At 70.8% G+C, this 23,648-nt stretch carries 20 protein-coding genes; 12 read left to right on the top strand and 8 right to left on the bottom strand.

Annotated features, from left to right (window positions below):
* The first annotated feature begins 36 nt into the window (after positions 1–36).
* Entirely contained in the window at positions 37–1,050 is a 1,014-nt protein-coding gene (locus OG302_RS09075) for a bile acid:sodium symporter family protein (RefSeq protein ID WP_371750067.1), read from the top strand.
* Here the strand turns inward: OG302_RS09075 and OG302_RS09070 are convergent.
* The 3 genes from OG302_RS09070 to OG302_RS09060 form a co-directional block, all read right to left on the bottom strand.
* Complete coding sequence (locus OG302_RS09070; RefSeq protein WP_371526293.1) at positions 986–2,242, bottom strand: DUF4185 domain-containing protein; 1,257 nt, start codon at positions 2,240–2,242, stop codon at positions 986–988. The two genes, OG302_RS09075 and OG302_RS09070, sit on opposite strands and share 65 nt — an antisense overlap.
* A gap of 10 nt (positions 2,243–2,252) precedes the next feature.
* Positions 2,253–4,151 carry an exo-alpha-sialidase gene (locus OG302_RS09065; RefSeq protein WP_371526292.1) on the bottom strand — a complete coding sequence of 633 codons (1,899 nt, stop codon included), beginning with the start codon at positions 4,149–4,151 and terminating at the stop codon, positions 2,253–2,255.
* 134 nt (positions 4,152–4,285) lie between these two features.
* Positions 4,286–5,221: a zinc-binding alcohol dehydrogenase family protein gene (locus tag OG302_RS09060; protein WP_371526291.1), complete on the bottom strand. Its 936-nt coding sequence runs from the start codon at positions 5,219–5,221 to the stop codon at positions 4,286–4,288.
* A 91-nt stretch (positions 5,222–5,312) separates the two neighbouring features.
* Here OG302_RS09060 and OG302_RS09055 point away from each other — a divergent pair, with 91 nt between their 5' ends.
* Complete coding sequence (locus OG302_RS09055; protein ID WP_371526290.1) at positions 5,313–5,756, top strand: MarR family winged helix-turn-helix transcriptional regulator; 444 nt, start codon at positions 5,313–5,315, stop codon at positions 5,754–5,756.
* Between the two features lie 105 nt (positions 5,757–5,861).
* Here the strand turns inward: OG302_RS09055 and fdhD are convergent, their stop codons facing one another.
* From fdhD to OG302_RS09030, 5 genes are read right to left on the bottom strand one after another with little or no spacing between them, the layout of a single operon-like run.
* Entirely contained in the window at positions 5,862–6,725 is an 864-nt protein-coding gene (gene fdhD / locus OG302_RS09050; protein WP_371526289.1) for a formate dehydrogenase accessory sulfurtransferase FdhD, read from the bottom strand.
* Positions 6,726–6,730: 5 nt separating this feature from the next.
* A complete protein-coding gene (locus OG302_RS09045; RefSeq protein WP_371526288.1) occupies positions 6,731–7,591 on the bottom strand; it encodes a 2Fe-2S iron-sulfur cluster-binding protein in 861 nt (286 codons plus the stop codon).
* Complete coding sequence (locus OG302_RS09040) at positions 7,588–9,516, bottom strand: NADH-ubiquinone oxidoreductase-F iron-sulfur binding region domain-containing protein (protein WP_371526287.1); 1,929 nt, start codon at positions 9,514–9,516, stop codon at positions 7,588–7,590. Before OG302_RS09040 ends, OG302_RS09045 begins: the two co-directional genes overlap by 4 nt.
* An 8-nt stretch (positions 9,517–9,524) precedes the next feature.
* Positions 9,525–11,453, bottom strand: a complete 1,929-nt coding sequence (locus tag OG302_RS09035) for a molybdopterin oxidoreductase family protein (RefSeq protein ID WP_371526286.1) — start codon at positions 11,451–11,453, stop codon at positions 9,525–9,527.
* A 22-nt stretch (positions 11,454–11,475) separates the two neighbouring features.
* On the bottom strand, positions 11,476–12,453 hold the full coding sequence (locus OG302_RS09030; RefSeq protein ID WP_371526285.1) for a 2-dehydropantoate 2-reductase: 978 nt from the start codon (positions 12,451–12,453) through the stop codon (positions 11,476–11,478).
* A gap of 194 nt (positions 12,454–12,647) precedes the next feature.
* On the opposite strand from OG302_RS09030, the gene OG302_RS09025 reads away from it, so the two are divergent.
* The 10 genes from OG302_RS09025 to OG302_RS08980 all read left to right on the top strand — a co-directional run bounded on the left by OG302_RS09025 (position 12,648) and on the right by OG302_RS08980 (position 23,441).
* Positions 12,648–13,982: an OFA family MFS transporter gene (locus OG302_RS09025; RefSeq protein ID WP_371526284.1), complete on the top strand. Its 1,335-nt coding sequence runs from the start codon at positions 12,648–12,650 to the stop codon at positions 13,980–13,982.
* A complete protein-coding gene (locus OG302_RS09020) occupies positions 13,951–14,094 on the top strand; it encodes a hypothetical protein (RefSeq protein WP_371526283.1) in 144 nt (47 codons plus the stop codon). Before OG302_RS09025 ends, OG302_RS09020 begins: the two co-directional genes overlap by 32 nt.
* 122 nt (positions 14,095–14,216) lie before the next feature.
* Entirely contained in the window at positions 14,217–15,164 is a 948-nt protein-coding gene (locus OG302_RS09015; RefSeq protein ID WP_371526282.1) for a beta-ketoacyl-ACP synthase III, read from the top strand.
* Between the two features lie 108 nt (positions 15,165–15,272).
* Positions 15,273–15,950, top strand: coding sequence for a GntR family transcriptional regulator (locus tag OG302_RS09010; protein WP_371526281.1), 678 nt, complete (start codon positions 15,273–15,275; stop codon positions 15,948–15,950).
* Between the two features lie 259 nt (positions 15,951–16,209).
* A complete protein-coding gene (locus OG302_RS09005) occupies positions 16,210–17,391 on the top strand; it encodes an ROK family transcriptional regulator (RefSeq protein ID WP_249586653.1) in 1,182 nt (393 codons plus the stop codon).
* 177 nt (positions 17,392–17,568) lie between these two features.
* Positions 17,569–19,086 (top strand): sugar ABC transporter ATP-binding protein, encoded by a 1,518-nt coding sequence (locus OG302_RS09000; protein WP_371526280.1) that lies wholly within the window; start codon positions 17,569–17,571, stop codon positions 19,084–19,086.
* The gene (locus OG302_RS08995; RefSeq protein WP_371526279.1) at positions 19,083–20,102 is read left to right on the top strand and encodes an ABC transporter permease; all 1,020 of its coding nucleotides are present in this window, start codon (positions 19,083–19,085) and stop codon (positions 20,100–20,102) included. Before OG302_RS09000 ends, OG302_RS08995 begins: the two co-directional genes overlap by 4 nt.
* Positions 20,103–20,120: 18 nt before the next feature.
* Complete coding sequence (locus OG302_RS08990; protein ID WP_361830141.1) at positions 20,121–21,161, top strand: substrate-binding domain-containing protein; 1,041 nt, start codon at positions 20,121–20,123, stop codon at positions 21,159–21,161.
* A 48-nt stretch (positions 21,162–21,209) separates the two neighbouring features.
* A complete protein-coding gene (locus OG302_RS08985; RefSeq protein WP_361830139.1) occupies positions 21,210–22,427 on the top strand; it encodes a Gfo/Idh/MocA family oxidoreductase in 1,218 nt (405 codons plus the stop codon).
* A gap of 12 nt (positions 22,428–22,439) precedes the next feature.
* The gene (locus tag OG302_RS08980) at positions 22,440–23,441 is read left to right on the top strand and encodes a sugar phosphate isomerase/epimerase family protein (protein ID WP_371526278.1); all 1,002 of its coding nucleotides are present in this window, start codon (positions 22,440–22,442) and stop codon (positions 23,439–23,441) included.
* Positions 23,442–23,648 lie beyond the last annotated feature (207 nt).

Genomic DNA, 23,648 nt, shown 5'->3' with positions numbered 1-23,648 from the left:
TGGAGCGAAGTGAAACGCCCGAGCTGGCCCACCTGGATGCCGATCGACCCCTACATCCTGGCGTTGCTCGGCACAGTAGGCGTCGCCGCGCTGCTGCCCGCGCGCGGCATGGGCGCCGATGTGGCGGGCGGTGCCTCCACGGCGGCCGTCGCGCTGCTCTTCTTCCTCTACGGAGCACGGCTCTCCACCCGTGAGGCGCTGGACGGGCTCAAGCACTGGCGGCTCCATGTCACCGTCCTCGCCTGTACGTTCCTGGTCTTCCCGCTGCTCGGGCTCGCGGCCAAGGGCCTCGTGCCGTACGTCCTGACGCCCGCCCTCTACAGCGGGTTCCTCTTCCTCACGCTCGTGCCCTCCACGATCCAGTCGTCGATCGCCTTCACCTCCATGGCCCGCGGCAACGTGCCCGCGGCGATCTGCGCGGGCTCCTTCTCCTCACTGGCCGGCATCGTCCTCACACCGCTGCTCGCCGCCGCCCTGCTCGGCAACAGCGGGGGCGGGTTCTCCGCGGACTCGGTCCTGAAGATCGTGCTGCAGCTCCTCGTGCCGTTCCTGGCCGGTCAGTTCCTGCGCCGCTGGATCGGCGGGTTCATCGCACGGAACAAGAAGGTCCTCGGCCTCGTCGACCGCGGCTCGATCCTGCTCGTCGTCTACACCGCGTTCAGCGAGGGCATGGTGCAGGGCATCTGGCACCAGGTGACGCCGCTGCGGCTCGGCGCGCTGCTCGGTGTCGAGGCGGTGCTGCTCGCCGTGATGCTCGCCCTCACCTGGTACGGGGCCAAGCGGCTCGGCTTCGGCCGCGGGGACCGCATCGCCATCCAGTTCGCCGGGTCGAAGAAGTCCCTCGCGGCCGGACTGCCCATGGCGAGCGTCCTGTTCGGGGCGCAGGCCTCGCTCGCCGTGCTGCCGCTGATGCTCTTCCACCAGATGCAGCTGATGGTCTGCGCGGTGATCGCCAAGCGGCGCTCGCGTGACCCCGAGGACTTCGTCACTGAGCCGTCGCCAGTCGAACGGACACGAACCGCGGCCGGTACAGCGACACGTTCCGGCTGACGTTGGCCGCCGCGCTCGCGGGCGCCGCGTCCAGCCAGTTGACGTCGTAGCTGAGCAGCAGCCGCCCGTTCCCGCTGAGCGCGGGATGGGCCTGGGGGTTGTACGCGGCCGTGTCCTGATCGGCCGCCCCGTCCTTCGGCAGGGGCGGCGCGAAGCCCTTCGCGGGGCCGTGCCAGGGACCGGTGGGCGAACACGCCCAGTAGGAGGTCACGTTGGTCAGGCCCTCGGTCCCCGCAGCCATCGTGAACAGGACGTACGTCCCCTTCACCCGCCCCACCGTGAACGCGCTGCCCACGCCCTTGCGTTCGCCGTCGCCGAGGACGGCCCGCGGCTTCCCGGACTCGGTCCAGTCCCCGCCGTCCCAGTACCGCCACGCGCCGGGCTCCGCCAGCCTGCCCTTGGGGACGCGGGCCACATAGGCGTGCGAGGCGGGGCGCGAGACGGCCTTGCCGTCGTTGCCGCCGAAGACGTAGGTCCAGTCGCCGTCGTCGACCGTCGTCGTGCCGTACAGGACGCGCTTGTCGAGATCGCGCACGGACTGCTGGTCGGAGACCTTGACGATCCCCTCGACGCGCAGATCGGGCAGCGAGAGCGTGGCGACCTCGGTGGCGGTCGGCACCCCGTAGATCCACGGGCCGGTGCCGTTGGCGCGGGTCCACAGCAGGACGCGTACGACGTCTTCGGAGGAGCCGGGGGAGCGGGGCTCCACCTTCGCGGCGACCGGCCAGCGCCACTGCTGCGGCGCCGGATCGGCGAAGAGCGGGGCGGGCAGGGTGCGTTCCAGGGTGCCCGAACGCGACATCACCACGCCCGAGTTGCGGACCATGGGCGCCGTCGCGTCACGCCAGGTGTGGGGCTGGCCCACCGGGTTGGGCGGGGCGTGCACCTGGCCGAGGAAGGTGTCGGAGAACAGCCACAGCAGCCGTCCGTCCGGCAGCCGTACCGAGTGCGTGCCGTCGCCGCCGGTCCAGTCGTCCGCCCGCGCCGTGTCGTCGCCGTAGCGGGCGAACGCCCCGGTGACCTTGTCGTCGGCGGTCCAGGACGAGACGGTGCGTGCCTGACATGCGTCGCCGCCCTCCCGGTCGTCCGGGAGGGCGGTGAGCAGCACGGCCGCGCAGGCCAGGGCGAGCAGCAGGACGATCCAGATCCTGCGCGCGCTCGGGCCGCCGCGTGGACCTTGGTCGGCGGACACGTGCGGGACGTTAGTTGCTCGCGCGGACGTGGTCCATGGGGAGCCATGCGACGGTGTCCCGCGTCACAGGCGCCTTGGCGCCGCCGTCCTGGCCGAGTTCGGCGAGTTCGGCGTCGCTCAACGCCCGGTCATAGACGCGTACTTCATCGATCGAGCCGGTGAAATGGGCGCGACTGTCGACCCGTTGGCCGACGTGGAACCCGTACCCGGAGGTGCGGGTGACCGAGCCCGGGACGTCGGCGGTGCTGATCTGTGTGCCGTCGAGGGACATCGTCAGCTGTCCTCCGCCGCGACGCAGGGCGATGTGGTGCCACTGGCCGTCGTTGTAGGCGTTCGTGGTGCGCACGGACGCGGACTTCGGGGGAGTGGAGCCTTCGCGCGTGGTGATCAGGCCCGTGACGCGGTTGCTCGCGGGCTCGCCGCGCAGCCAGACCTGCGGCTGGTTGGTGCCGATGCCGCCCATCCAGAGCAGCGGCTGTTCACCGGTGGTCGCGGAGTAGCGGAACCAGAGGGAGGCAGTGAAGTCCTTCGTGCCCAGCGGGAGTTGGCGGCGGAAGGGCAGGCGCACGGCATCGTTCCGGCCGTCGAGGGCGATGGCACTGCCGAACCGGCCGTCCGTGGTGGACGCGCCGCCGAGCACGGCTGCGGGTCGCGCGTACGGCGCGCGGTCGGTGGTCGTCGGGTCCGGGCCCCGGCGCGGCTGCAGCCAGTCCTCGGTGAAGCGCGCGAAGCGGATCTCGTCGCGCGCGTCGACCGCCCCGCCCTCGTACATCAGACCCACGTGGTCGTCGTCGGCCCGCACCAGGTCCGAGTAGCCGGACCAGTCCGTGGTGACGGTCGTGCCGCGGTCCACGCTGTCCCAGGTGCGTCCGCCGTCGTAGGACGAGCGGATCTGCATGGTGCGGCGGCGGTCGGGGTCGCCGGGGCAGGCGAGCAGCATCCGCTTGCCGAACTGCAGTGTGGAACCCTGGACTTGGGGCGTGTAGAGATCGGGGATGGCCTTGAACGGCGCGACGAAGCTGTCGCCCCCGTCACGGCTGATCGTGTGGGCGCGATGTCCGAGATCCGTGCCGTCCTGTTCACGCCCGCTGACGTAGACCGCCCCGTCCGGGCGCTCCGTGATGGTCATCTCCGACGGCTTCTGCCGGAACGTTCCGTCCTGCGCTATCGGGTACGAATCCTCGGCGCCGATCCGCCAGTTGTCGCCGCCGTCGTCGCTGACGATCAGGGACGCGTGGTTCGCGGTGACCCGACTTCCGTTCCACGTCTCGGTGTTGACGGTGAAGACGAGCCGCCCCGCGTGCCGGCCGCGGGTCAGCTGGAGGCCGTGCACGGGTCCCGTCGCGTACCAGGAGTTCCAGTCGGCGGGCAGGATCTGGTCGCTCAGATCGCGGGGCGCCGACCAGCTGCGGCCGTCGTCGTCGCTGTACTGGAGGTGCGGGGTGCGGTCGCAGGGGACGGCGCAGTTCCCGCCGTCCGTGCGGCCCGTGTTGTACGTCTCCGCCAGGAGGATGCGGCCGGTCCTGCGGTCCACGATCGGCGCGGGGTTGCCGTGCGTGTCGCCCGCGCCTTCGTTGACGACCTGGAGCGGGCTCCAGGTGCGTCCGCCGTCGTCCGACCGCTTGACGACGATGTCTATGTCGCCCGCGTCACTGCAGTCGTTCGTCCGCCCCTCGGCGAAGGCGAGGAGCGTGCCCTTCACCGTCTTCACCACGGCGGGGATGCGGTAGCAGGCGTATCCCGGGTCCTGCGAGGCCTTGAAGAGCACCTGCTGCTCGAACCCCGCCGCGCGGGCGTCCGGAGCCGCCTGCGCCGCGGGTCCGGGGAGGAGTGCCCCGACGGCGACGACGGTCAAGGCGGCCGTGGCGGTGCGGAGGGATCTGAGGCGTACACGGAGAGCTGATGGCATGGCGCGGTCCACCCTTCAAGGTGACTGGACATCCTGACATCCCACGTCCAACGTTCGCGCCTCAGACGCTACTTGTGCGGCTCGACACCCCACAAGAAGCGTGCGTGGCACGAATGGGTGCGGCCTGGTCAGGGTCAGGGAATCAGTACGACTTTCCCGAGGTTGCTCCGCGCCTCGATCACCGCATGGGCCTTCGCCGCGTCCTCCAGCGCGAACCGCGCGTGCACGGCGGGACGCAGATCGCCCGCCTGGAAGAGCCGCCACAGCTCGCGCCGCCACGTCTCGTACGCCTCGGGCCTGCCGCGGGCGATGAGCGCCATCTGGAAGCCGATGACCGACCTGGCGCCCACCAGCAGGTCGTACGCCTCGACGGTGCCGCCCCCCGAGCTGTACGCGACCAGCCGCCCGTACGGCGCGAGTGCCCGCACGGCGGGCGTGAGCAGCTCGCCGCCGACCGCGTCGAGGACGTAGTCCACGGGCTCGCCCCACTGCTCCTCGTCGTACGTGATCACCTCGTCGGCGCCGAGCGAGCGCAGGAAGTCCGCCTTGCCGGAACCTGCCCCGCCCGCCGACACGGCTCCCACGACCCGCGAGGCACCCCTGAGCCCGGCCAGCTGCAGGGCGAGATGGCCCACTCCACTGGCCGCCGCCGTGACCAGCGCGGACTCGCCCGGCGCGGGGCGGGCGGCATCGAGCGCGCCGTACGCGACGAGCCCGCTGCGGACGAGCGCGACCGCGTCGACGGCACTCGCCCCGTCCGGCACGGGGGACGCCATCGCGGTGTCGAGGAGCGCGAACTCGGCGTAGCCGTGGCCGAAACAGAGCCCCGTGACGCGGTCGCCCGGCGCGTACCCGCTCACGCCGTCGCCGGTGGACACCACCTCTCCGGCGATCTCCCCGCCGAGCGGGATCGGCTCGCGGGGCTCACGGACCTTGCGTACGACGGGCAGCGTGACCCCGGCCGCCGCGACGCGCACCAGGAGCTCACCGGGGCCGGGCGCGGGGACCGGCACGTCCTCGGTGAAGAGGACCTCGGGGCCGCCACTGTGTTCGTACCGAACGCGACGCATGAGCGACTCCAGACGCAGGAAACCGTTGGGAGCTCCCACGGTATCCGTAGTTTCATTGGGAAGTCCAATGATTCTCGGATAGGCTCGTCCCATGCCCAGCACCCCGCCCGCACCCAGCGGTATCCGCACCCTGCCCAGCTGGCTCCTCGGCCGCGCGGCGGCCCGTGGCCGCGGCCTCGTCGCCGAAGCCCTGGCGGGCGAGGACATGAAGATGTGGCACCACGTGGTGCTCTCAGCCGTCGCGGACCAGGCCCCCGTCGCGCAGGCCGCGCTCGGCCGCAGCATCTCGCTGGACCCCAAGGACCTGGTCGGCGTCATCAACGATCTTCAGGACGCGGGTCTTGTCCTGCGCTCGCCCGACCCCGCCGACCGCCGCAAGAACGCGATCACGATCACGGAGGACGGCGAGCGCACCCTCGACCGCTGTGCCGAGGTCGCGTGGCGCGCCAACAACGAACTCCTGGCGCCGCTCTCGGCCGCCGAACGCAAGCAGTTCCTGGCACTGCTCACCCGGATCTCGGGCACCGAGGCGTAGGGCCTCCCGTCCGGATCGGGCCGGGGCGGGACCGGGACCCCGCCTGGCGCAGGGGGCGCTCCCCGCCGGCCGGGGCCCCGCCGCCGTGCAGCGGGGAGCGGCCGGTCAGCCCTGGGAGGCCGCGGCCCGCACGGCGATCCGGTGCTCGCCCGCGTACACGTTCATGGAGGAGCCGCGCAGGAAGCCGACCAGCGTCAGACCGGTCTCGGCGGCCAGATCGACGGCCAGGGACGAGGGCGCGGAGACGGCGGCGAGCACCGGAATGCCCGCCATCACCGCCTTCTGCGCCAGCTCGAACGAGGCACGCCCCGACACCAGGAGCACCGCACGCGACAGCGGAAGCCGGCCGTCCTGGAGGGCACGCCCGACGAGCTTGTCGACCGCGTTGTGCCGGCCCACGTCCTCCCGTACGTCGAGGAGTTCGCCGTCCTCGGAGAAGAGCGCCGCCGCGTGCAGGCCCCCGGTCCGGTCGAAGACCCGCTGCGCCGCGCGCAGCCGGTCGGGGAGGCACGCGAGCAGCTCGGTCCCCAGCCGGACCGGGGGAGTGTCACCGCCGTCCGTGTCGTCGATGGCCCAGCGGGCCGTCGTACGGACGGCGTCCAGGCTCGCCTTGCCGCACAGGCCGCAGGACGAGGTGGTGTAGACGTTGCGTTCGAGATTGATGTCGGGCAGGACGAGCCCCGGAGCGGTCTTCACGTCCACCACGTTGTACGTGTTGGACCCGTCCGCCGTCGCCCCGGCGCAGTAGACGATCGACTGGAGATCGTCCGCGGAGCCGAGCACCCCCTCGCTCACGAGGAAGCCCGCCGCGAGCGCGAAGTCGTCGCCCGGCGTGCGCATGGTGATCGCGAGCGCCTTGCCGTTGAGCCGTATCTCCAGCGGCTCCTCCGCGACCAGGGTGTCGGGCCGCTCGCTGACGGCGCCGTCCCGGATGCGGAGGACGCGGCGGCGCTCCGTGACTCGTCCCATGTCGATCAGTCCCGGTTCTGTACGTGCTGGTAGCCGAAGCGGCCCTTGATGCAGAGGTTGCCGTGGGTCACCGGATTGTCGTGCGGTGAGGTGACCTTCACGATGTCATTGTCCTGCACGTGCAGGGTCAGATTGCAGCCGACTCCGCAGTAGGCGCACACCGTGGTCGTCGCGGTCTGCTTGTCCTCGTCCCAGGTCCCCGCCGCCCGCATGTCGAACTCGGACTTGAAGCTGAGGGCGCCGGTCGGACAGACCTCGATGCAGTTCCCGCAGTACACGCACGCGGAGTCGGTCAGCGGTCCGTCGTGCTCGACGGCGATCCGGGCGTCGAAGCCGCGGCCCGTCACGGAGATGGCGAAGGTGTTCTGCCACTGGTCACCGCAGGCGTCGACGCACTTGTAGCAGAGGATGCACTTGTCGTAGTCGCGCACATAGAGGTCGTTGTCGACCTTGGGCTCCTCGTTCAGCCGGGCGGCGTCCGGACCGAAGCGGTCGGGCTTGGCGTCGTACTCCTTGAGCCAGCCCGCGACCTTCGGGGTGGTCGACATGTCGACGGACGAGGCGAGGAGTTCGAGCACCACCTTGCGGCTGTGCCGGGTGCGCTCGGTGTCGGTGAGCACGGTCATGCCGGGCTCCGCCTTGCGCGAGCAGGCCGGGGCGAGCGTACGGGCCCCTTCCACCTCGACGACACACACCCGGCAGGCGTTCTTCGGGGTGAGGGTGTCGCCCTCGCAGAGGGTCGGGACGTCCTTGCCCGCGGCCCGGCAGGCGTCCAGGAGGGTCGATCCCTCGGGCACTCCGGCGTTCTGCCCGTCCAGCGTGAACTCGACGAGACGGCGCGGGATTCCCAGCGGTACGGCGGTCACTTGTACGCCCCCAAGCGGTCGATGGCGGATTCCACGGCGTTCCACGCGGTCTGGCCGAGCCCGCAGATGGAGGCGTCCCGCATGGTCCGCCCCACCTCGCGCAACAGCGCGATGTCACCGGCTGCCTCGGCTCCGGTCCGCTCGACGATGCGGTGCAGTGCCTCCTCCTGCCGGACGGTGCCGACCCGGCAGGGCACGCACTGGCCGCAGGACTCGTCGCGGAAGAACTCGGCGATGCGCAGCAGGACGCGGGGGAGCGGCACGGTGTCGTCCAGGGCGAGGACGACCCCCGAGCCGAGGGTGGTGCCCGCCTCCCGCGTCCCCTCGAAGGTGAGCGGAATGTCCAGCTCGTCGGGGCGTACGAAGCCTCCGGCCGCGCCGCCCAGGAGGACCGCGCGGAGGTTGTCCGGCATCCCGGAGAGAGTGAGGAGCTCGCGGAGGGTGGCGCCGAAGGGGAGCTCGTAGATGCCGGGGCGTTCGACGCTGCCCGAGACACAGAAGAGCTTGGGCCCGGTGGACTTCTCCGTGCCGATGGCGGCGTAGGCCGGTGCGCCCATGGTGAGGATGGGGAGCACGTTGACGAGGGTCTCGACGTTGTTCTCGGCGGTGGGCTTCCCGAAGAGCCCCTTCTCCACGGGGAAGGGCGGCTTCGAGCGGGGCTCACCCCTGTACCCCTCGATGGAGTTGAAGAGGGCGGTCTCCTCCCCGCAGATGTAGGCGCCCGCGCCGCGCCGGATCTCGATGTCGAAGGCGTACCCCTGGCCGAGGACGTCGTCGCCGAGGAAGCCGCGTGCGCGTGCCTGCGCGATGGCGTGCTCAAGCCTTTGGAGCGCACGTGGATACTCGCCCCGGAGATAGAGGTAGCCGAGGTGGGCGCCGGTCGCGTACCCCGCGATGGTCATCGCCTCGATGAGCGCGTACGGGTCGCCCTCCATGATCACCCGGTCCTTGAAGGTGCCGGGCTCGGATTCGTCGGCGTTGCAGACGAGGTAGTGGGGGTGGTCCGGCTGGGAGGCGGTGGCCTGCCACTTCCTTCCCGTGGGGAAGGCGGCACCTCCTCTTCCCACCAGGCCGGAGTCGGTCACTTCGCGGATGACGGCGGCGGGGCCGATGGCGAAGGCGGTGCGGAGGGCGGTGTAGCCGCCGTGGGCGCGATAGTCGTCCAGGGAGGTGGGGTCGACGGTTCCTAGGCGCTTGAGCAGGACGAGGCCGTCCTGCCCTGCCTGGGGGACGGCGAGGGCAGCGGGGGGCTCTGCGGGGGCGGATTCGGGGGTGAGGGCGGCTTGGGTGAGGGTGTCGGGGGCGGCGGGGGCGAGGGTTGCGGTGACGTAGGTCTTCTCCCCAACCCCGCCCCTTCCCGAAAACCCGCTCTGGCGCGGGGGCCTTGGTTGCCGTTGATCACCGGCTCCGCCGAGTTCGTCCTCAAACGCCGGACGGGCTGGAACTCCCGCCCGCACCACCAACGCCGCAGGCGCCCGCTCGCACAGCCCCAGGCAAGGGCTCTCCTCCACCGCCACCCCGGCCGCAGGCCCCAGGCGAGCCCGCACCTCCCCGCACAGCTCCGCCCCACCCCCACAAGCCAGATCCGTACACACCCGCACCACCGTCGCGGGACGTGGCCGTACCGCGAACATGGAGTAGAACGTGGCCACCCCGTACCCCTCCGCCGGCGGCACCATCAGCCGTCGGCAGAGGTAGTCGAGGCCTCCCTCGCTCACCCACCCCACGCGGTCGTTGAGAGCGTGCAACCCCGGCAACAGCTCGTCCCGCCGCTCCCGCGCCGCCCGGCCTCCCCGTGCCCAGCGCAGATCCGCGTCGCTGCGGTCGCCGGCCCCCTCCCACGCGGACTCGGGCGGCCCGAGCAACGCGTCGACGGCTGCCCGCTCCTCGTCCGTCGGCTTGCTGTCACCGAAGTGCAGATCCATACGTCACCTCACCTCGGGCGAACTGGCTCGGCCAGCTTGTCGATACGTATCGCCGACGCCTTGAACTCCGCCGTGCCCGCGATCGGGCAATTGGCCTCGATCGTGAGCTGGTTGGTGTCGACCTCGTCGGGAAAGTGCATGGTCATGAAGGCCAGACCGGGGCGGAGCCCGGGGTCCACCCAGACGGGCGCAGTCACCGCGCCGCGCCGCGAGGAGATGCGGACCTCCTCGCCGACCGCGACCCCGTACCGCTCGGCGTCCTCCGGGCACAGCTCGACGTACTCGCCGCGCCGCAGCGGAGAGGCAAAACTCCCGCTCTGCACACCGGTGTTGTAGGAGTCGAGCCGCCGCCCGGTCGTCAGCCGGATCGGGTACGAGTCGTCCGTCAGGTCCACCGGCGGGTCGTGCGCGACGAGCCCGAAGGGCGCGAGCGTGCCGCGCCGTTCGGGGTCCGCCTCCCACAACCGGCCGTGCAGGTAAGTCGGTTCGACCCGGTCCTCCGAAGGGCAGGGCCACTGGATGCCCTGCAGGGACTCCAGACGGTCGTACGTCATGCCCCAGTGGTCCGGCGACACCGACCGCAGCTCGTCCCAGACCGCCTGCGCGTCCGCGTACTTCCAGTCGTGGCCGAGCCGTTCGGCGAGGTCGCAGAGGATGTCGATGTCCTCGCGCGCCTCACCGGGCGGCCGCACGGCCTTGCGCACCCGCTGCACGCGCCGCTCGCTGTTGGTCGTCGTGCCGTCGGTCTCCGCCCAGCCCGCGGTCGCGGGCAGCACCACATCGGCCAGCTCGGCGGTCTTCGTGAGGAAGATGTCCTGGACCACGAAGAAGTCCAGGGCCCGCATCCGCCGCGTCGCCTGCTCGCTGTCCGCCTCCGACTGGGCCGGGTTCTCGCCGATGCAGTAGACGGCCTTGAGTCCGCCCTCCTCCATCGCCTCGAACATCTCCGTCAGGTTCAGCCCGTAGCGCGGCTGGATGACCGTGTCCCAGGCCGTCTCGAACTTCAGCCGGGTCTCCGCGTCGAGGATGTCCTGGAAGCCGGGCAGGCGGTTGGGGATCGCGCCCATGTCGCCGCCGCCCTGCACGTTGTTCTGGCCGCGCAGCGGCTGGAGGCCCGAGCCGTAGCGTCCCACGTGGCCGGTCAGGAGCGAGAGGTTGATCAGTGCGCGGACGTTGTCCGTGCCGTTGTGGTGCTCGGTGATGCCGAGTGTCCAGCACAGCTGCGCCCGCTCGGCGCGGGCGTAGACGTGCGCCAGCTCCTTGATGGCGGCGGCCGGTACGCCCGTCACCTTCTCGGCGAGCGTGAGCGTCCACGGCTCGACCAGGGCCGCGTACTCCTCGAAGCCGGATGTGGCCCGCTCGATGAACGCCCGGTTGGCCAGGCCCGCGTGGATGATCTCGCGGCCGATCGCGTGCGCCATCGGGATGTCCGTGCCGACGTTCAGGCCGAGCCAGCTCTCCGCCCACTCGGCGGTCTTGGTGCGGCGCGGGTCGACGGCGTACATGCGGGCGCCGTTCCTGATCCCCTTCAGGACGTGCTGGAAGAAGATCGGGTGCGCGAAGCGGGCGTTGGAGCCCCACATCACGATCAGGTCGGTGTGTTCGACCTCTTCATAAGAAGACGTGCCGCCGCCCGAGCCGAAGGCCGCGGAGAGGCCCGCGACGCTGGGTGCGTGGCAGGTGCGGTTGCAGGAGTCGACGTTGTTCGTGCCCATCACCACACGGGCGAACTTCTGTGCCACGTAGTTCATTTCGTTGGTCGCGCGGGCGCAGGAGAACATCCCGAACGCGCCGCGCGCGGCCTGGAGTCCGGCCGCGGTCCTGGACAGTGCCTCGTCCCAGGTGGCCCGGCGGAACGGCTCGTCGCGCGAGTCGCGTACGAGGGGGTGGGTGAGCCGGGTGTACGTCGTGGGCACCCGGTCCCGTTTCCTGCTCATGCCGCGCTCCTGTCGTTCTCGCTCATGCCGCGCTCCTCATGCGGTCGGCCAGCAGGTCCGAGATGGCGTGGACCGTGCGGAGCGTCGGCACCGGGACTCCGGTGATCTCCGCGAGTTCCACGACGGCCGCGAGCAGCACGTCGAGTTCCAGCGGTTTGCCGCGCTCCAGGTCCTGGAGTGTGGAGGTGCGGTGGTCGCCGACGCGTTCGGCGCCCGCCAGGCGCCGCTCGACGGAGATGTCGGGGCGGCAGCCGAGGGCCGCCGCGACGGCGAGCGTCTCGTTCATCATGATCTCGATGACGCGGCGCGTGCCGCCGTGCAGGCACATCTCGCGCATGGTGGCGCGGGAGAGCGCGCTGATCGGGTTGAAGGAGATGTTGCCGAGCAGCTTGATCCAGATGTCGCCGCGCAGGTCCGGTTCGACGGGACACTTCAGGCCGCCCGCCCGCATGGCCTCGCTGAAGGCGAGACAGCGCGCGGAGCGTGAGCGGTCCGGCTCCCCGACGGAGAACCGGGTGCCTTCCAAGTGCCGTACGATTCCCGGACCTTCGAGCTCCGTCGCCGCGTACACCACGCATCCGATGGCCCGTTCGGGCGCGATCACCGCACTGACCGCGCCGTCCGGGTCCACGCTGCTGACACGGTGGCCGTCGTGCGGGCCGCCGTGCCGGTGGAAGTACCACCAGGGGATGCCGTTCTGGGCGGCTATCACCGCCGTCTTGTCATGCAGGAGCGGCTCGATCAGCGGCCCGCACGCCGCGTACGAGTTGGCCTTCAGGCCCAGGAAGACGTAATCGACGGGGCCGATGTCGGCCGGGTCGTCGGTGGCGTGGGCCCGCGCGGTGAAGTCGCCGCGCGGGCTGTGGATACGTACTCCGTGCTGCCTCATGGCCGCGAGATGCGGTCCACGGGCCACGAGATGGACGTCGGCACCGGCGCGGTGCAGCGCGGCTCCGACATAGGCGCCGATCGCACCGGCGCCGAGGACTGCGACTTTCACGGTGGCGCGCTCCGTTCGGTCGAGGGATCCGAAGAAGGCTCAGGGTCGACATCGCATTCCATGACTGTCGATGGAATATTGTCTACAGTATGGAAGTTGGCCCAGCAAGGGGTCGCGCGCCACATTGCATACCGTCGACGGAATCGGTTCCGCCTCTTCCCAACTCCCCTCCCGGCTTCCTACTGTTCGGGATCATGAGGCCCCCCGTAGCACCCCCGGGATGGAGCCGCTGGCTGGTACCGCCCGCCGCGCTGTCCGTCCATCTCTCCATCGGCCAGGCCTATGCCTGGAGCGTCTTCAAGCCCCCGCTGGAATCAGCGCTCCACCTCAGCGGCACGCAGAGCGCGCTCCCCTTCCAGCTCGGCATCGTGATGCTGGGCCTGTCGGCCGCCTTCGGCGGCACGCTCGTGGAGCGCAACGGCCCGCGCTGGGCCATGACGGTCGCCCTCGTCTGCTTCTCGTCCGGCTTCCTGATCGCGGCCCTCGGCGCGGCGATCAGCCAGTACTGGCTGATCGTCTTCGGGTACGGCTTCGTCGGCGGCATCGGTCTCGGCATCGGCTACATCTCACCCGTGTCGACGCTGATCAAGTGGTTCCCGGACCGTCCGGGCATGGCGACCGGCATCGCGATCATGGGCTTCGGCGGCGGCGCCCTCATCGCGTCACCGTGGTCCGCGCAGATGCTGGAGTCCTTCGGCTCGGACTCCGACGGCATCGCCCTCGCCTTCCTCGTGCACGGCCTGACGTACGCCGCCTTCATGTCGCTCGGCGTGTTCCTGGTGCGGGTGCCGCGCACGGAAGGGGCGCGCACGCCCGGCGCCCCCGGGACGCTCGACGGGCCGCAGGTTTCCGCGCGGGCCGCCGTGCGGACGCCCCAGTTCTGGTGCCTGTGGATCGTGCTCTGCATGAACGTGACCGCGGGCATCGGCATCCTGGAGAAGGCGGCGCCGATGATCACCGACTTCTTCTCCGACACCTCGACACCGGTCTCGGTCGCAGCCGCGGCGGGCTTCGTCGCCCTGCTCTCCGCCGCGAACATGGCCGGACGCATCGGCTGGTCTTCGGCGTCCGACCTGATCGGCCGCAAGAACGTCTACCGCGTCTACCTGGGCGTCGGCGCCCTGATGTATCTGCTGATCGCCCAGTTCGGGGACGCCTCGAAGCCGCTCTTCGTCGTCTGCGCGCTGGTGATCCTCTCCTTCTACGGAGGCGGCTTCGCCACGATCCCCGCGTACCTGAAGGACCTCTTCGGGACCTACCAGGTCGGCGCGATCCACGGCCGGCTCCTCACCGCCTGGTCCACGGCGGGCGTGCTCGGCCCGCTGATCGTCAACTGGGTCGCCGACCGCCAGGAAGAGGCGGGCAAGAGCGGGGCGGGGCTCTACGGCCTCTCCCTCACGATCATGATCGGCCTCCTTGTCGTCGGCTTCGTGGCGAACGAGTTCGTCCGGCCCGTCCACGCCCGCCACCACATCCCCGCCCCGAGGGAGGCCGCCCATGACGGCACCGACCAGCACGCCGCCAAGTAGTCCGCCCCGCCGCAGGGCGCTGATCGTCGGCTCCTGGCTCTGGGTGGGGGTTCCGCTCACATATGGGCTGTATGAACTCGTACACAAGGCCACCCAGCTCTTCACCGGGTGACACGATGATGAGAAGTGACCAAACCCGACGCCCGATTCCTGTTGCTTTACGCGTCCTGTTACCGGTGAGTCGCTGAGCAGACTGGACGGTCCCGCATCTCCGGCAACAAGGGGGACCCGTTCATGCACGGCTCACGCATCGCCGCCGTCGGCCACTACCAGCCCGCCAGGATCCTCACGAACGAGGACCTGGCGGGCATGGTCGACACCAGCGACGAGTGGATCCGCTCCCGCGTGGGCATCCGCACCCGCCACATCGCCGGACCCGACGAGCCGGTCGACGAGCTCGCCGCGCACGCGGGGGCCAAGGCCATCGCGGCGGCGGGCCTGTCACCCGACGCCATCGACCTCGTGCTGGTCGCCACCTCCACCGCGATCGACCGCTCGCCGAACATGGCGGCCCGGGTGGCGGCCCGCCTCGGCATTCCCTCGCCGGCCGCCATGGACATCAACGTGGTGTGCGCGGGCTTCACGCACGCGCTCGCCACCGCCGACCACGCCGTACGGGCCGGGGGCGCCACCCGGGCCCTGGTGATCGGCGCGGACAAGATGTCCGAGGTGGCCGACTGGACGGACCGCACCACCTGCGTCCTGGTCGGGGACGGCGCGGGCGCCGCGGTCGTCGAGGCGTGCGGTCCCGGGGAGGCGCCCGGCATCGGTCCCGTGCTCTGGGGCTCGGTGCCCGAGATGGGCAACGCCGTCCGGATCGAGGGCACGCCCCCGCGGTTCGCGCAGGAGGGCCAGAGCGTCTACCGCTGGGCGACGACGCAGCTGCCGCCGCTCGCCCGCAAGGCCTGTGAGCGGGCCGGGCTCACCCCGGAGGACCTGGCCGCGGTCGTCCTGCACCAGGCCAACCTGCGCATCATCGAGCCGCTCGCCGGGCGGATCGGCGCGGTCAACGCGGTCGTCGCGCGCGATGTCGTGCACTCCGGCAACACCTCGGCGGGCAGCATCCCGCTCGCCCTGTCCAAGCTGGTGGAGCGCGGCGAGATCGTCCACGGGGACCCGGTGCTGCTCTTCGGCTTCGGCGGGAACCTCTCGTACGCCGGCCAGGTCATCCGCTGCCCGTAACCGCGGGGTGGCGCCTGCGGGCCGTGTGACCGGCTCAACTCCCCCTGGTGCTGGCCATTGTGCTCGGTAGACTGTAGACAAAAGGCAATCGTCGACGAGGGGACCGCGATGTTGTCCACAGGACTGCCGCAGGGGGCGGTGCCCAAGCTGGAACGCCCAGGTCCGCTCCGTGAGCGGGTCTACGAAGCGCTGCTCGAACTCATCACGACCCGTGCGCTCCAGCCGGGCCAGCACCTCGTGGAGAGCGAACTCGCCGGGCACCTGGGGGTGTCGCGGCAGCCCGTGCGCGAGGCGCTGCAACGCCTCAACACCGAGGGCTGGGTCGATCTGCGGCCCGCGCAGGGCGCGTTCGTGCACGAGCCCACCGAGGAGGAGGCGGACCAGCTGCTCACTGTCCGCACGCTCCTGGAGGCGGAGGCCGCCAGGCTCGCCGCGGCCAACACGGGCACCGCCGGGATCACAGCCCTGGAGGAGCTGTGCGCCAAGGGTGAACAGGCCGTCGCGGACGGCGAGGTGGACCTGGTGGTGACCACGAACGCGGCCTTCCACGCCAAGGTCATGGAGCTCGCCGGCAATGTCGTCCTCGCCGAACTCGCCGGGCAGGTGGACCGCCGGGTGCGCTGGTACTACACGCCGGTGGCCCGCCGGCGCGGCAAGCAGTCCTGGATCGAGCACCGCGCGCTGATCGCGGCGATCGCCGAGCGCGACGAGAGCCGGGCCACGGAGATCATGCGCGCACACACGGAGCACACGCGCGAGACGTACCACCGGCGCGAGCGCGACTGAGGGGCGAGCGGACCCACCGGGCGGGCCCACGCGGACCGGCCGGCGTTTCGGCGCCGGTCCGCGTGGGCCTTTCTGCGTCCGGGGCGCCCGCACCCCTCTTTGTCCTGTGACTGGAGAAAGTCGTGGGTAATTCGTGCGCAACTTCTTCCCACTCCCGGCAGGCGCTGCTACGTTCCCCTCGAAAGCCCGACGAGAAGAACGAAAGCCGGGCGTGACGACATGAGTTGCCCGATGAGGCGGGGAGGGGCGCGTGAGACGTATGACGGCTCGACCCGCCAATGCGCACCAGGCGCGACTGCTGCGACTGCTGCGTGACGGAGGGCCCAACTCCCGTGCCCAGCTGGGCGATCAGGTCGACCTCTCCCGGTCGAAGCTGGCCGTCGAGGTGGACCGGCTCCTGGAGACCGGACTCGTGGTCGCCGACGGACTCGCCGCCTCGCGCGGCGGCCGCCGCTCCCACAACATCCGCCTGGCCCCCGCCCTCCGCTTCCTCGGCGTGGACATCGGCGCGACCTCGGTCGACGTAGCGGTGACCAACGCCGAGCTGGAGGTCCTCGGCCACATCAACCAGCCCATGGACGTGCGCGAAGGGCCCGTCGCGGTCTTCGAGCAAGTCCTCGCCATGGCAGCCAAGTTGAAGGCCTCCGGGCTCGCGGAAGGGTTCGACGGCGCCGGGATCGGCGTCCCGGGCCCCGTCCGCTTCCCCGAAGGTGTCCCGGTCGCCCCGCCGATCATGCCGGGGTGGGACGGCTTTCCCGTACGGGAGGCCATCAGCCAGGATCTGGGCTGCCCCGTCATGGTCGACAACGACGTGAACCTGATGGCGATGGGGGAGCAGCACGCGGGCGTCGCACGCTCCGTGGGCGACTTCCTCTGCGTCAAGATCGGCACGGGCATCGGCTGCGGCATCGTCGTCGGCGGTGAGGTCTACCGAGGGGTGACCGGCAGCGCGGGCGACATCGGCCATATCCAGGTCGAACCGGACGGGCGGCCCTGCGCCTGCGGCAACAAGGGCTGCCTGGAGGCGTACTTCAGCGGCGCGGCGCTCGCCCGCGACGCGGAGGACGCCGTCGGCCAAGGGCTCTCCCAGGAGCTCGCGACCCGCCTGGAAGCCGCCGGGAAGCTCAGCGCGGTCGACGTCTCCGCGGCGGCTGCCGCCGGTGACGCCACCGCACTCGACCTCATCCGCGCGGGCGGCAACCGCACCGGCCAGGTCATCGCGGGCCTCGTCAGCTTCTTCAACCCCGGCCTCGTGGTGATCGGCGGCGGGGTCACCGGCCTCGGCCACACGCTGCTCGCCGCCATCCGCACCCAGGTCTACCGCCAGTCGCTGCCCCTGGCGACCGGCAACCTCCCCATCGTCCTCGGCGAACTGGGGCCGACCGCCGGAGTCATCGGCGGCGCCCGGCTCATCAGCGACCACCTGTTCTCGCCGGCCTGACCGGCACGTACGACCTGTCCGACCCGTACGCAACGAACCGCACCACACCTCACCCAGTACAGCGCGCTGCCTCGCCCTGCTCCGAAACAGGCTCCGCCCCCGCCCGAGGGGGCCACCTCCCTACCCCGCCCTGCCCTGCAACCGGCCGCACCCGCCGACCCGCCCAAGGGAACCGTCATGGCACCAGAACCACCGCTGCTCACCATGTCCGGCATCACCAAGTCGTTCCCCGGCGTCCGCGCCCTCGACGGCGTCGACCTCCAGGTCCAGGCCGGCGAAGTGCACTGCCTCCTCGGCCAGAACGGCGCCGGGAAGTCCACCCTCATCAAGGTCCTCGCCGGGGCACACCAGCCCGACGACGGCGAGATCACCTGGCGCGGCGAGCGCACCACACTCAAGTCGCCCATCGCCGCGATGCGCCTCGGCATCGCCACCATCTACCAGGAGCTCGACCTGGTGGAGGGCCTGTCCGTCGCCGAGAACGTCCACCTCGGGCACGAGCCGACCGCAGCCGGGTTCGTGGTCAAGGGGCGCGAAGCCAAGGCCTCAACTGCCGCCCTTCTCAAGCGACTTGGGCACGGTGAGATCGAGCCCGGGGCGCTCGTCGGTGATCTCTCCGCCGCCCAGCAGCAGATCGTGTCCATGGCCCGCGCGCTCTCCCACGAAGTGCGCCTCATCGTCATGGACGAGCCCTCTGCCGCGCTCGACCCGGACGAGGTCGACAACCTCTTCCGCATCGTCGGCGACCTCACGGCGGACGGCGTCGCCGTCGTCTACATCTCCCACCGCCTGGAGGAGATCCGCCGCATCGGCGACCGGGTCACCGTCCTCAAGGACGGCCGCGCCGTGGCGGGCGGGCTCCCCGCGAAGGAGACGCCGACCCGCGAGGTCGTCGCCATGATGACGGGCCGCAACGTCGAATACGTCTTCCCCGACCGGCCGACCGAACCGCCCGCCACCGACGCGGTGTTGACGGTACGAGGCCTCGCCCGCGCGGGCGAGTTCGAACCCGTCGACCTGGAGCTGCGCCCCGGTGAGATCGTCGGCCTTGCCGGGCTCGTCGGCTCCGGGCGCTCCGAGATCCTGGAGACGATCTACGGCGCCCGCAAGCCGACGGCCGGTCAAGTCTCCGTCTCCGGGCGGGTGTTGAAGCCCGGAAGCGTGCGTGCCGCCGTCCGCGCGGGGCTCGGGCTCGCCCCCGAGGAGCGCAAGGCACAGGCCCTGCTGATGCTGGAGTCCGTCACCAACAACGTGTCGGTCTCCTCCATGTCCCGCTTCTCACGCGGCGGTTGGCTCGACCGGGGCGCCGAGCGGAAGGCCGCGCAGACCGCCACCCGCGAGCTGTCCCTGCGGCCCGACAACCCCACCGCACCCGTGCGCACGCTCTCCGGCGGCAACCAGCAAAAAGCCGTCCTGGCCCGCTGGCTGCTCCGCGGCTGCCGCGTCCTGCTGCTCGACGAGCCCACCCGCGGCGTGGACATCGGCGCCCGCGCCGAGCTGTACGCGGTGATCCGCAGGCTCGCCGACGACGGCCTCGCCGTCCTGCTCGTCTCCAGCGAAGTGCCCGAAGTCCTCGGCCTCGCCGACCGTGTCCTGGTCCTCCGCGAGGGCCGCGTCGTCCATACGGCGCCCGCCCGTGACCTCGACGAACACCGCGTACTCGACCTCGTACTCGAAGGGAGCCCGGCGTCATGACGCAGCCCGCATCGCCGCCACGGCCCGCCGCATCGAAGAGTGAACCGGCGGACGGCTCAAGCCCGTTGCGGACGCTCACCGCGCATGCCGACGTGCGGACGCTGTCCCTGCTCGGCGTGCTCGCCGTCCTGGTCCTGATCGGCGGCATCACCCAGCCCGACTCGTTCCTCGACACCGACAACGTCCAGCTGATCCTCACCCAGGCGTCCGTCATCGGTGTCGTCACGGTCGGCATGACGTTCGTGATCATCTCCGGCGGCATCGACCTGTCGGTCGGCGCGATCGTCGCCCTCGCCTCCGTCTGGGCCACGACCGTCGCCACCCAGGAGTACGGCTTCGCGGGCATCCTCTTCACCGCGGTGATCGTCGGCATGGCCTGCGGCCTCGTCAACGGAGTGCTCATCGCCTACGGCAGGATGGTGCCGTTCATCGCGACGCTCGCGATGCTGGCGTCGGGCCGCGGCCTAGCCCTGCAGATCACCGACGGCAAAACCCAGATGGTCACCGTCGACAGCGTGCTGAAGCTCGGCGAGCGCGACTCCTACGTCCTCGGCATACCGCCGCTCGTGCTGGTCTTCGCGGCCGTCACCGTCATCGGCTGGCTGCTTTTGAACCGCACCACCTTCGGGCGCCGCTCGGTCGCCGTCGGCGGCAACGCGGAAGCGGCGCGCCTCGCCGGCATCGACGTACGCAGGCAGCGCCTCTATCTCTACCTGCTCTCCGGGCTCTGCTGCGGCATCGCGGCCTTCCTGCTGATCATTCTCTCCGGGTCGGGCCAGAACACGAACGGCAACCTCTACGAGCTCGACGCCATCGCCGCCGCGATCATCGGCGGCACCCTGCTCAGCGGCGGCCGGGGCACCATCACCGGCTCCGTGCTCGGCGTACTGATCTTCATGACGATCCAGAACATCTTCGCCCTGAACAACCTCCAGAGCGACGTCCAGCAGATTGCCAAGGGGGCGATCATCGTCGCCGCGGTGCTGGTCCAGCGACGTACGGCCTCAACTCCCTGACCCGAAGGGTTCACCGCCATGCCAGAGAACACGAGCCGCAGAGGACTGCTCTTCGGAGCCGCCGCCCTGTCGACCGGCGCCCTCATCACGGGCTGCACCAGCAATGAGCCCAAGGACGAGGGGTCGGACACCAAGGACCAGCCGGTCGCCGATGACAAGGCGGGCAAGCAGGTCACCATCGGCTTCGCGGGCCCGCAGGCCGACCACGGCTGGCTCAACGCGATCAACGACAACGCCAAGGAGCGGGCGAAGAAGTACTCGGACGTCACGCTGGAGTCCACCGAGGGCTCGAACGACACCGCCGCCCAGATCGGCCAGGTCGAGACGCTGATCAACAAGAAGGTCGACGTCCTGGTGATCCTGCCGGCCGACGGCAAGGCGCTCACCCAGGTCGGCCTGAAGGCCATGAAGGCGGGCATCCCCGTCGTCAACCTCGACCGCGTCTTCGCCTCCCCGCAGGCCTACCGCTGCTGGGTCGGCGGCGACAACTACGGCATGGGCCTCAGCGCCGGGCACTACATAGGCGAGAAGCTCAAGGGCAAGAAGAACGCCAAGGTCATCGAGCTCGCGGGGCTCGACAACCTGGAGCTCACCAAGCAGCGCACGAAGGGCTTCGACGACGCCCTCAAGAACTACTCCAACATCGAGAAGGTCGCCCGGCAGGCCGCCGACTTCACGGTCGAGTCCGGACAGTCGAAGATGTCCCAGCTCCTCCAGGCGCAGAAGAACTTCGACGCCCTGTGGAACCACGACGACGACCAGGGCGTGGGCGCCCTGCGCGCCATCAAGCAGGCGGGTCGTGACGACTTCCTGATGGTCGGCGGCGCGGGCGCGCTCTCCGCGATGCAGGCCATCGAGTCCGACGACAGCGTGCTCAAGGCCACGGTCCTCTACCCGCCGACGATGGCGGCGTCCGCGATCGACCTGGCGCGCGCGCTCGGCCAGGGCAAGGGCGTCAGCGGGATGGCCGAGTTCGAGATCCCGGCCTTCATCACCCTCTACTCGGCCGTGGTCGACAAGGAGAACGTAGGCAAGTACATGTCCACCGGCTTCAAGTGATGCGCGCATCCGCACCCCCCACCGAGCATTTACCAGGAGGAGTACCGCATGCGTGAGACGGAACACGAGGCTGGGACAGGGAAGCGGCCGCTGGGGGTGGGCATGGTCGGATACGCCTTCATGGGCGCCGCCCACTCCCAGGGCTGGCGCACCGTGGGGCGCGTCTTCGACCTGCCGGTACGGCCGGTCCTCTCGGCGGTCTGCGGACGCGACGGCGCCGCCGCGCGCGCCGCGGCGGACCGGCTCGGCTGGGCCGCCGCCGAGACCGACTGGCGCGCCCTCCTGGCCCGTGACGACGTCGACCTCATCGACATCTGCACCCCCGGCGACAGCCATGCGGAGATCGCGATCGCCGCGCTCGACGCGGGCAAGCACGTGCTGTGCGAGAAGCCGCTCGCCAACACGGTCGAGGAGGCCGAGGCGATGGCCGACGCCGCCGAGCGGGCCCGCGCGCGGGGGCAGGTGGCGATGGTCGGCTTCAATTACCGCCGTGTTCCGGCTCTCGCGCTCGCCCGGCAGATGGTCGCCGACGGCCGGCTCGGCACGCTGCGGCACGTCCGGCTCACGTACCTCCAGGACTGGCTGGTCGACCCCGGATTCCCGCTGACGTGGCGGCTGCGCAAGGACCGCGCGGGTTCGGGGGCGCTCGGCGACCTGGGCGCGCACATCGTGGACCTCGCGCAGTACCTGGTGGGGGAGCCGGTGGCGGGCGTCTCGGCCCTGACGGAGACGTTCGTACGGGAGCGGCCGCTGCTCGACGGCGCGTCGAGCGGGCTCACCGCGGCGGGCGGCACCGCGCTCGGCCAGGTCACCGTGGACGACGCGGCGGTCTTCACCGGACGCTTCCCGTCGGGCGCCCTCGCCTCCTTCGAGGCGACGCGCTTCGCGGCGGGCCGCAAGAACGCACTGAAGGTCGAACTCAACGGCTCGGAGGGCTCGTTGGCCTTCGACCTGGAGCGTCTGAACGAGCTCTCCTTCCACGATCACACGGAGCCCGCCGAGTCCTCGGGCTTCCGGCGCATCCTGGTGACCGAGCCCGGCCATCCGTATCTGGAGGCCTGGTGGCCGCCGGGGCACGGACTCGGGTACGAGCACACGTTCGTGCACCAGGCCCGCGACCTGCTGCACGCCATCGCCACGGGGGAGCAGCCCGAACCGTCCTTCGCCGCGGGCCTCTCGGTGCAGCGCGTGCTCGCCGCGGTGGAGGAGAGCGCGGCGAAGAACTCGGTCTACACCCTCATAGCTTCCACCCCCGTCACGGTCTGAGGAGGCCTGTTCATGCCCCGCGACTTCACGCTCTTCACCGGCCAGTGGGCCGACCTGCCGTTGGAAGAGGTCTGCCGCCTCGCCCGCGACTTCGGCTACGACGGCCTCGAACTCGCCTGCTGGGGAGACCACTTCGAGGTCGACAAGGCGCTGAGTGACCGTTCCTACCTGGAGTCGCGCCGCCAGCTCCTCGACAAGTACGGCCTCAAGTGCTGGGCCATCTCCAACCACCTGGTCGGACAGGCCGTCTGCGACGCGATCATCGACGAGCGGCATCAGGCGATCCTGCCCGCCCGCATCTGGGGCGACGGGGAAGCGGAGGGCGTCCGGCAGCGGGCCGCCCGCGAGATCGAGGACACGGCACGCGCGGCGGCGGCCTTCGGCGTGGACACCGTGGTCGGATTCACGGGCTCGGCGATCTGGCATCTGGTGGCGATGTTCCCGCCCGCGCCGGAGTCGATGATCGAGCGCGGCTACGACGACTTCGCCGAGCGCTGGAACCCGATCCTCGACGTCTTCGACGTCCAGGGTGTGCGCTTCGCCCATGAGGTGCATCCCTCGGAGATCGCCTACGACTACTGGACGACGAAGCGCGCCCTGGAGGCGGTCGACCACCGCGCGGCCTTCGGCCTGAACTTCGACCCCTCGCACTTCGTGTGGCAGGACCTGGACCCGGTCGGCTTCCTCTACGACTTCCGGGACCGCATCTACCACGTCGACTGCAAGGAGGCGCGGCGCCGCCTGGACGGCCGCAACGGCCGCCTGGGATCACACCTCCCGTGGGGCGATCCGCGGCGCGGCTGGGACTTCGTGTCGGCGGGCCACGGTGACGTCCCCTGGGAGGACGTGTTCCGGATGCTGCGCTCGATCGCGTACGAGGGTCCGGTCTCCGTGGAGTGGGAGGACGCGGGGATGGACCGCCTCCAGGGGGCGCCGGAGGCGCTCAAGCACCTGAAGGCGTTCGACTTCGAGCCGCCGACGACGTCCTTCGACGCGGCGTTCGGCGGGAACTGAGCCGCTATGGCCGGAGATCACGCGGAGCCACTTTGTCCTGCCCAAGGAAAAAGCTGAACTTCATTGCTGTGCAAGGGCTTTCCGTCCCGGACAAACGTGGCTACCGTCCCTGATGTGTACAGGACATGAACCTTCCGGGGTGACGGCGCACCCCGGCGCCCAGCGCCCCCGCACCACACCCGCGTACGACCGTCCCCCTTCCGGAGG

The organism is Streptomyces sp. NBC_01283 (assembly GCF_041435335.1).
Taxonomy (GTDB): Bacteria; Actinomycetota; Actinomycetes; order Streptomycetales; family Streptomycetaceae; genus Streptomyces.
This window is presented reverse-complemented; position numbering and strand designations above follow the sequence as displayed.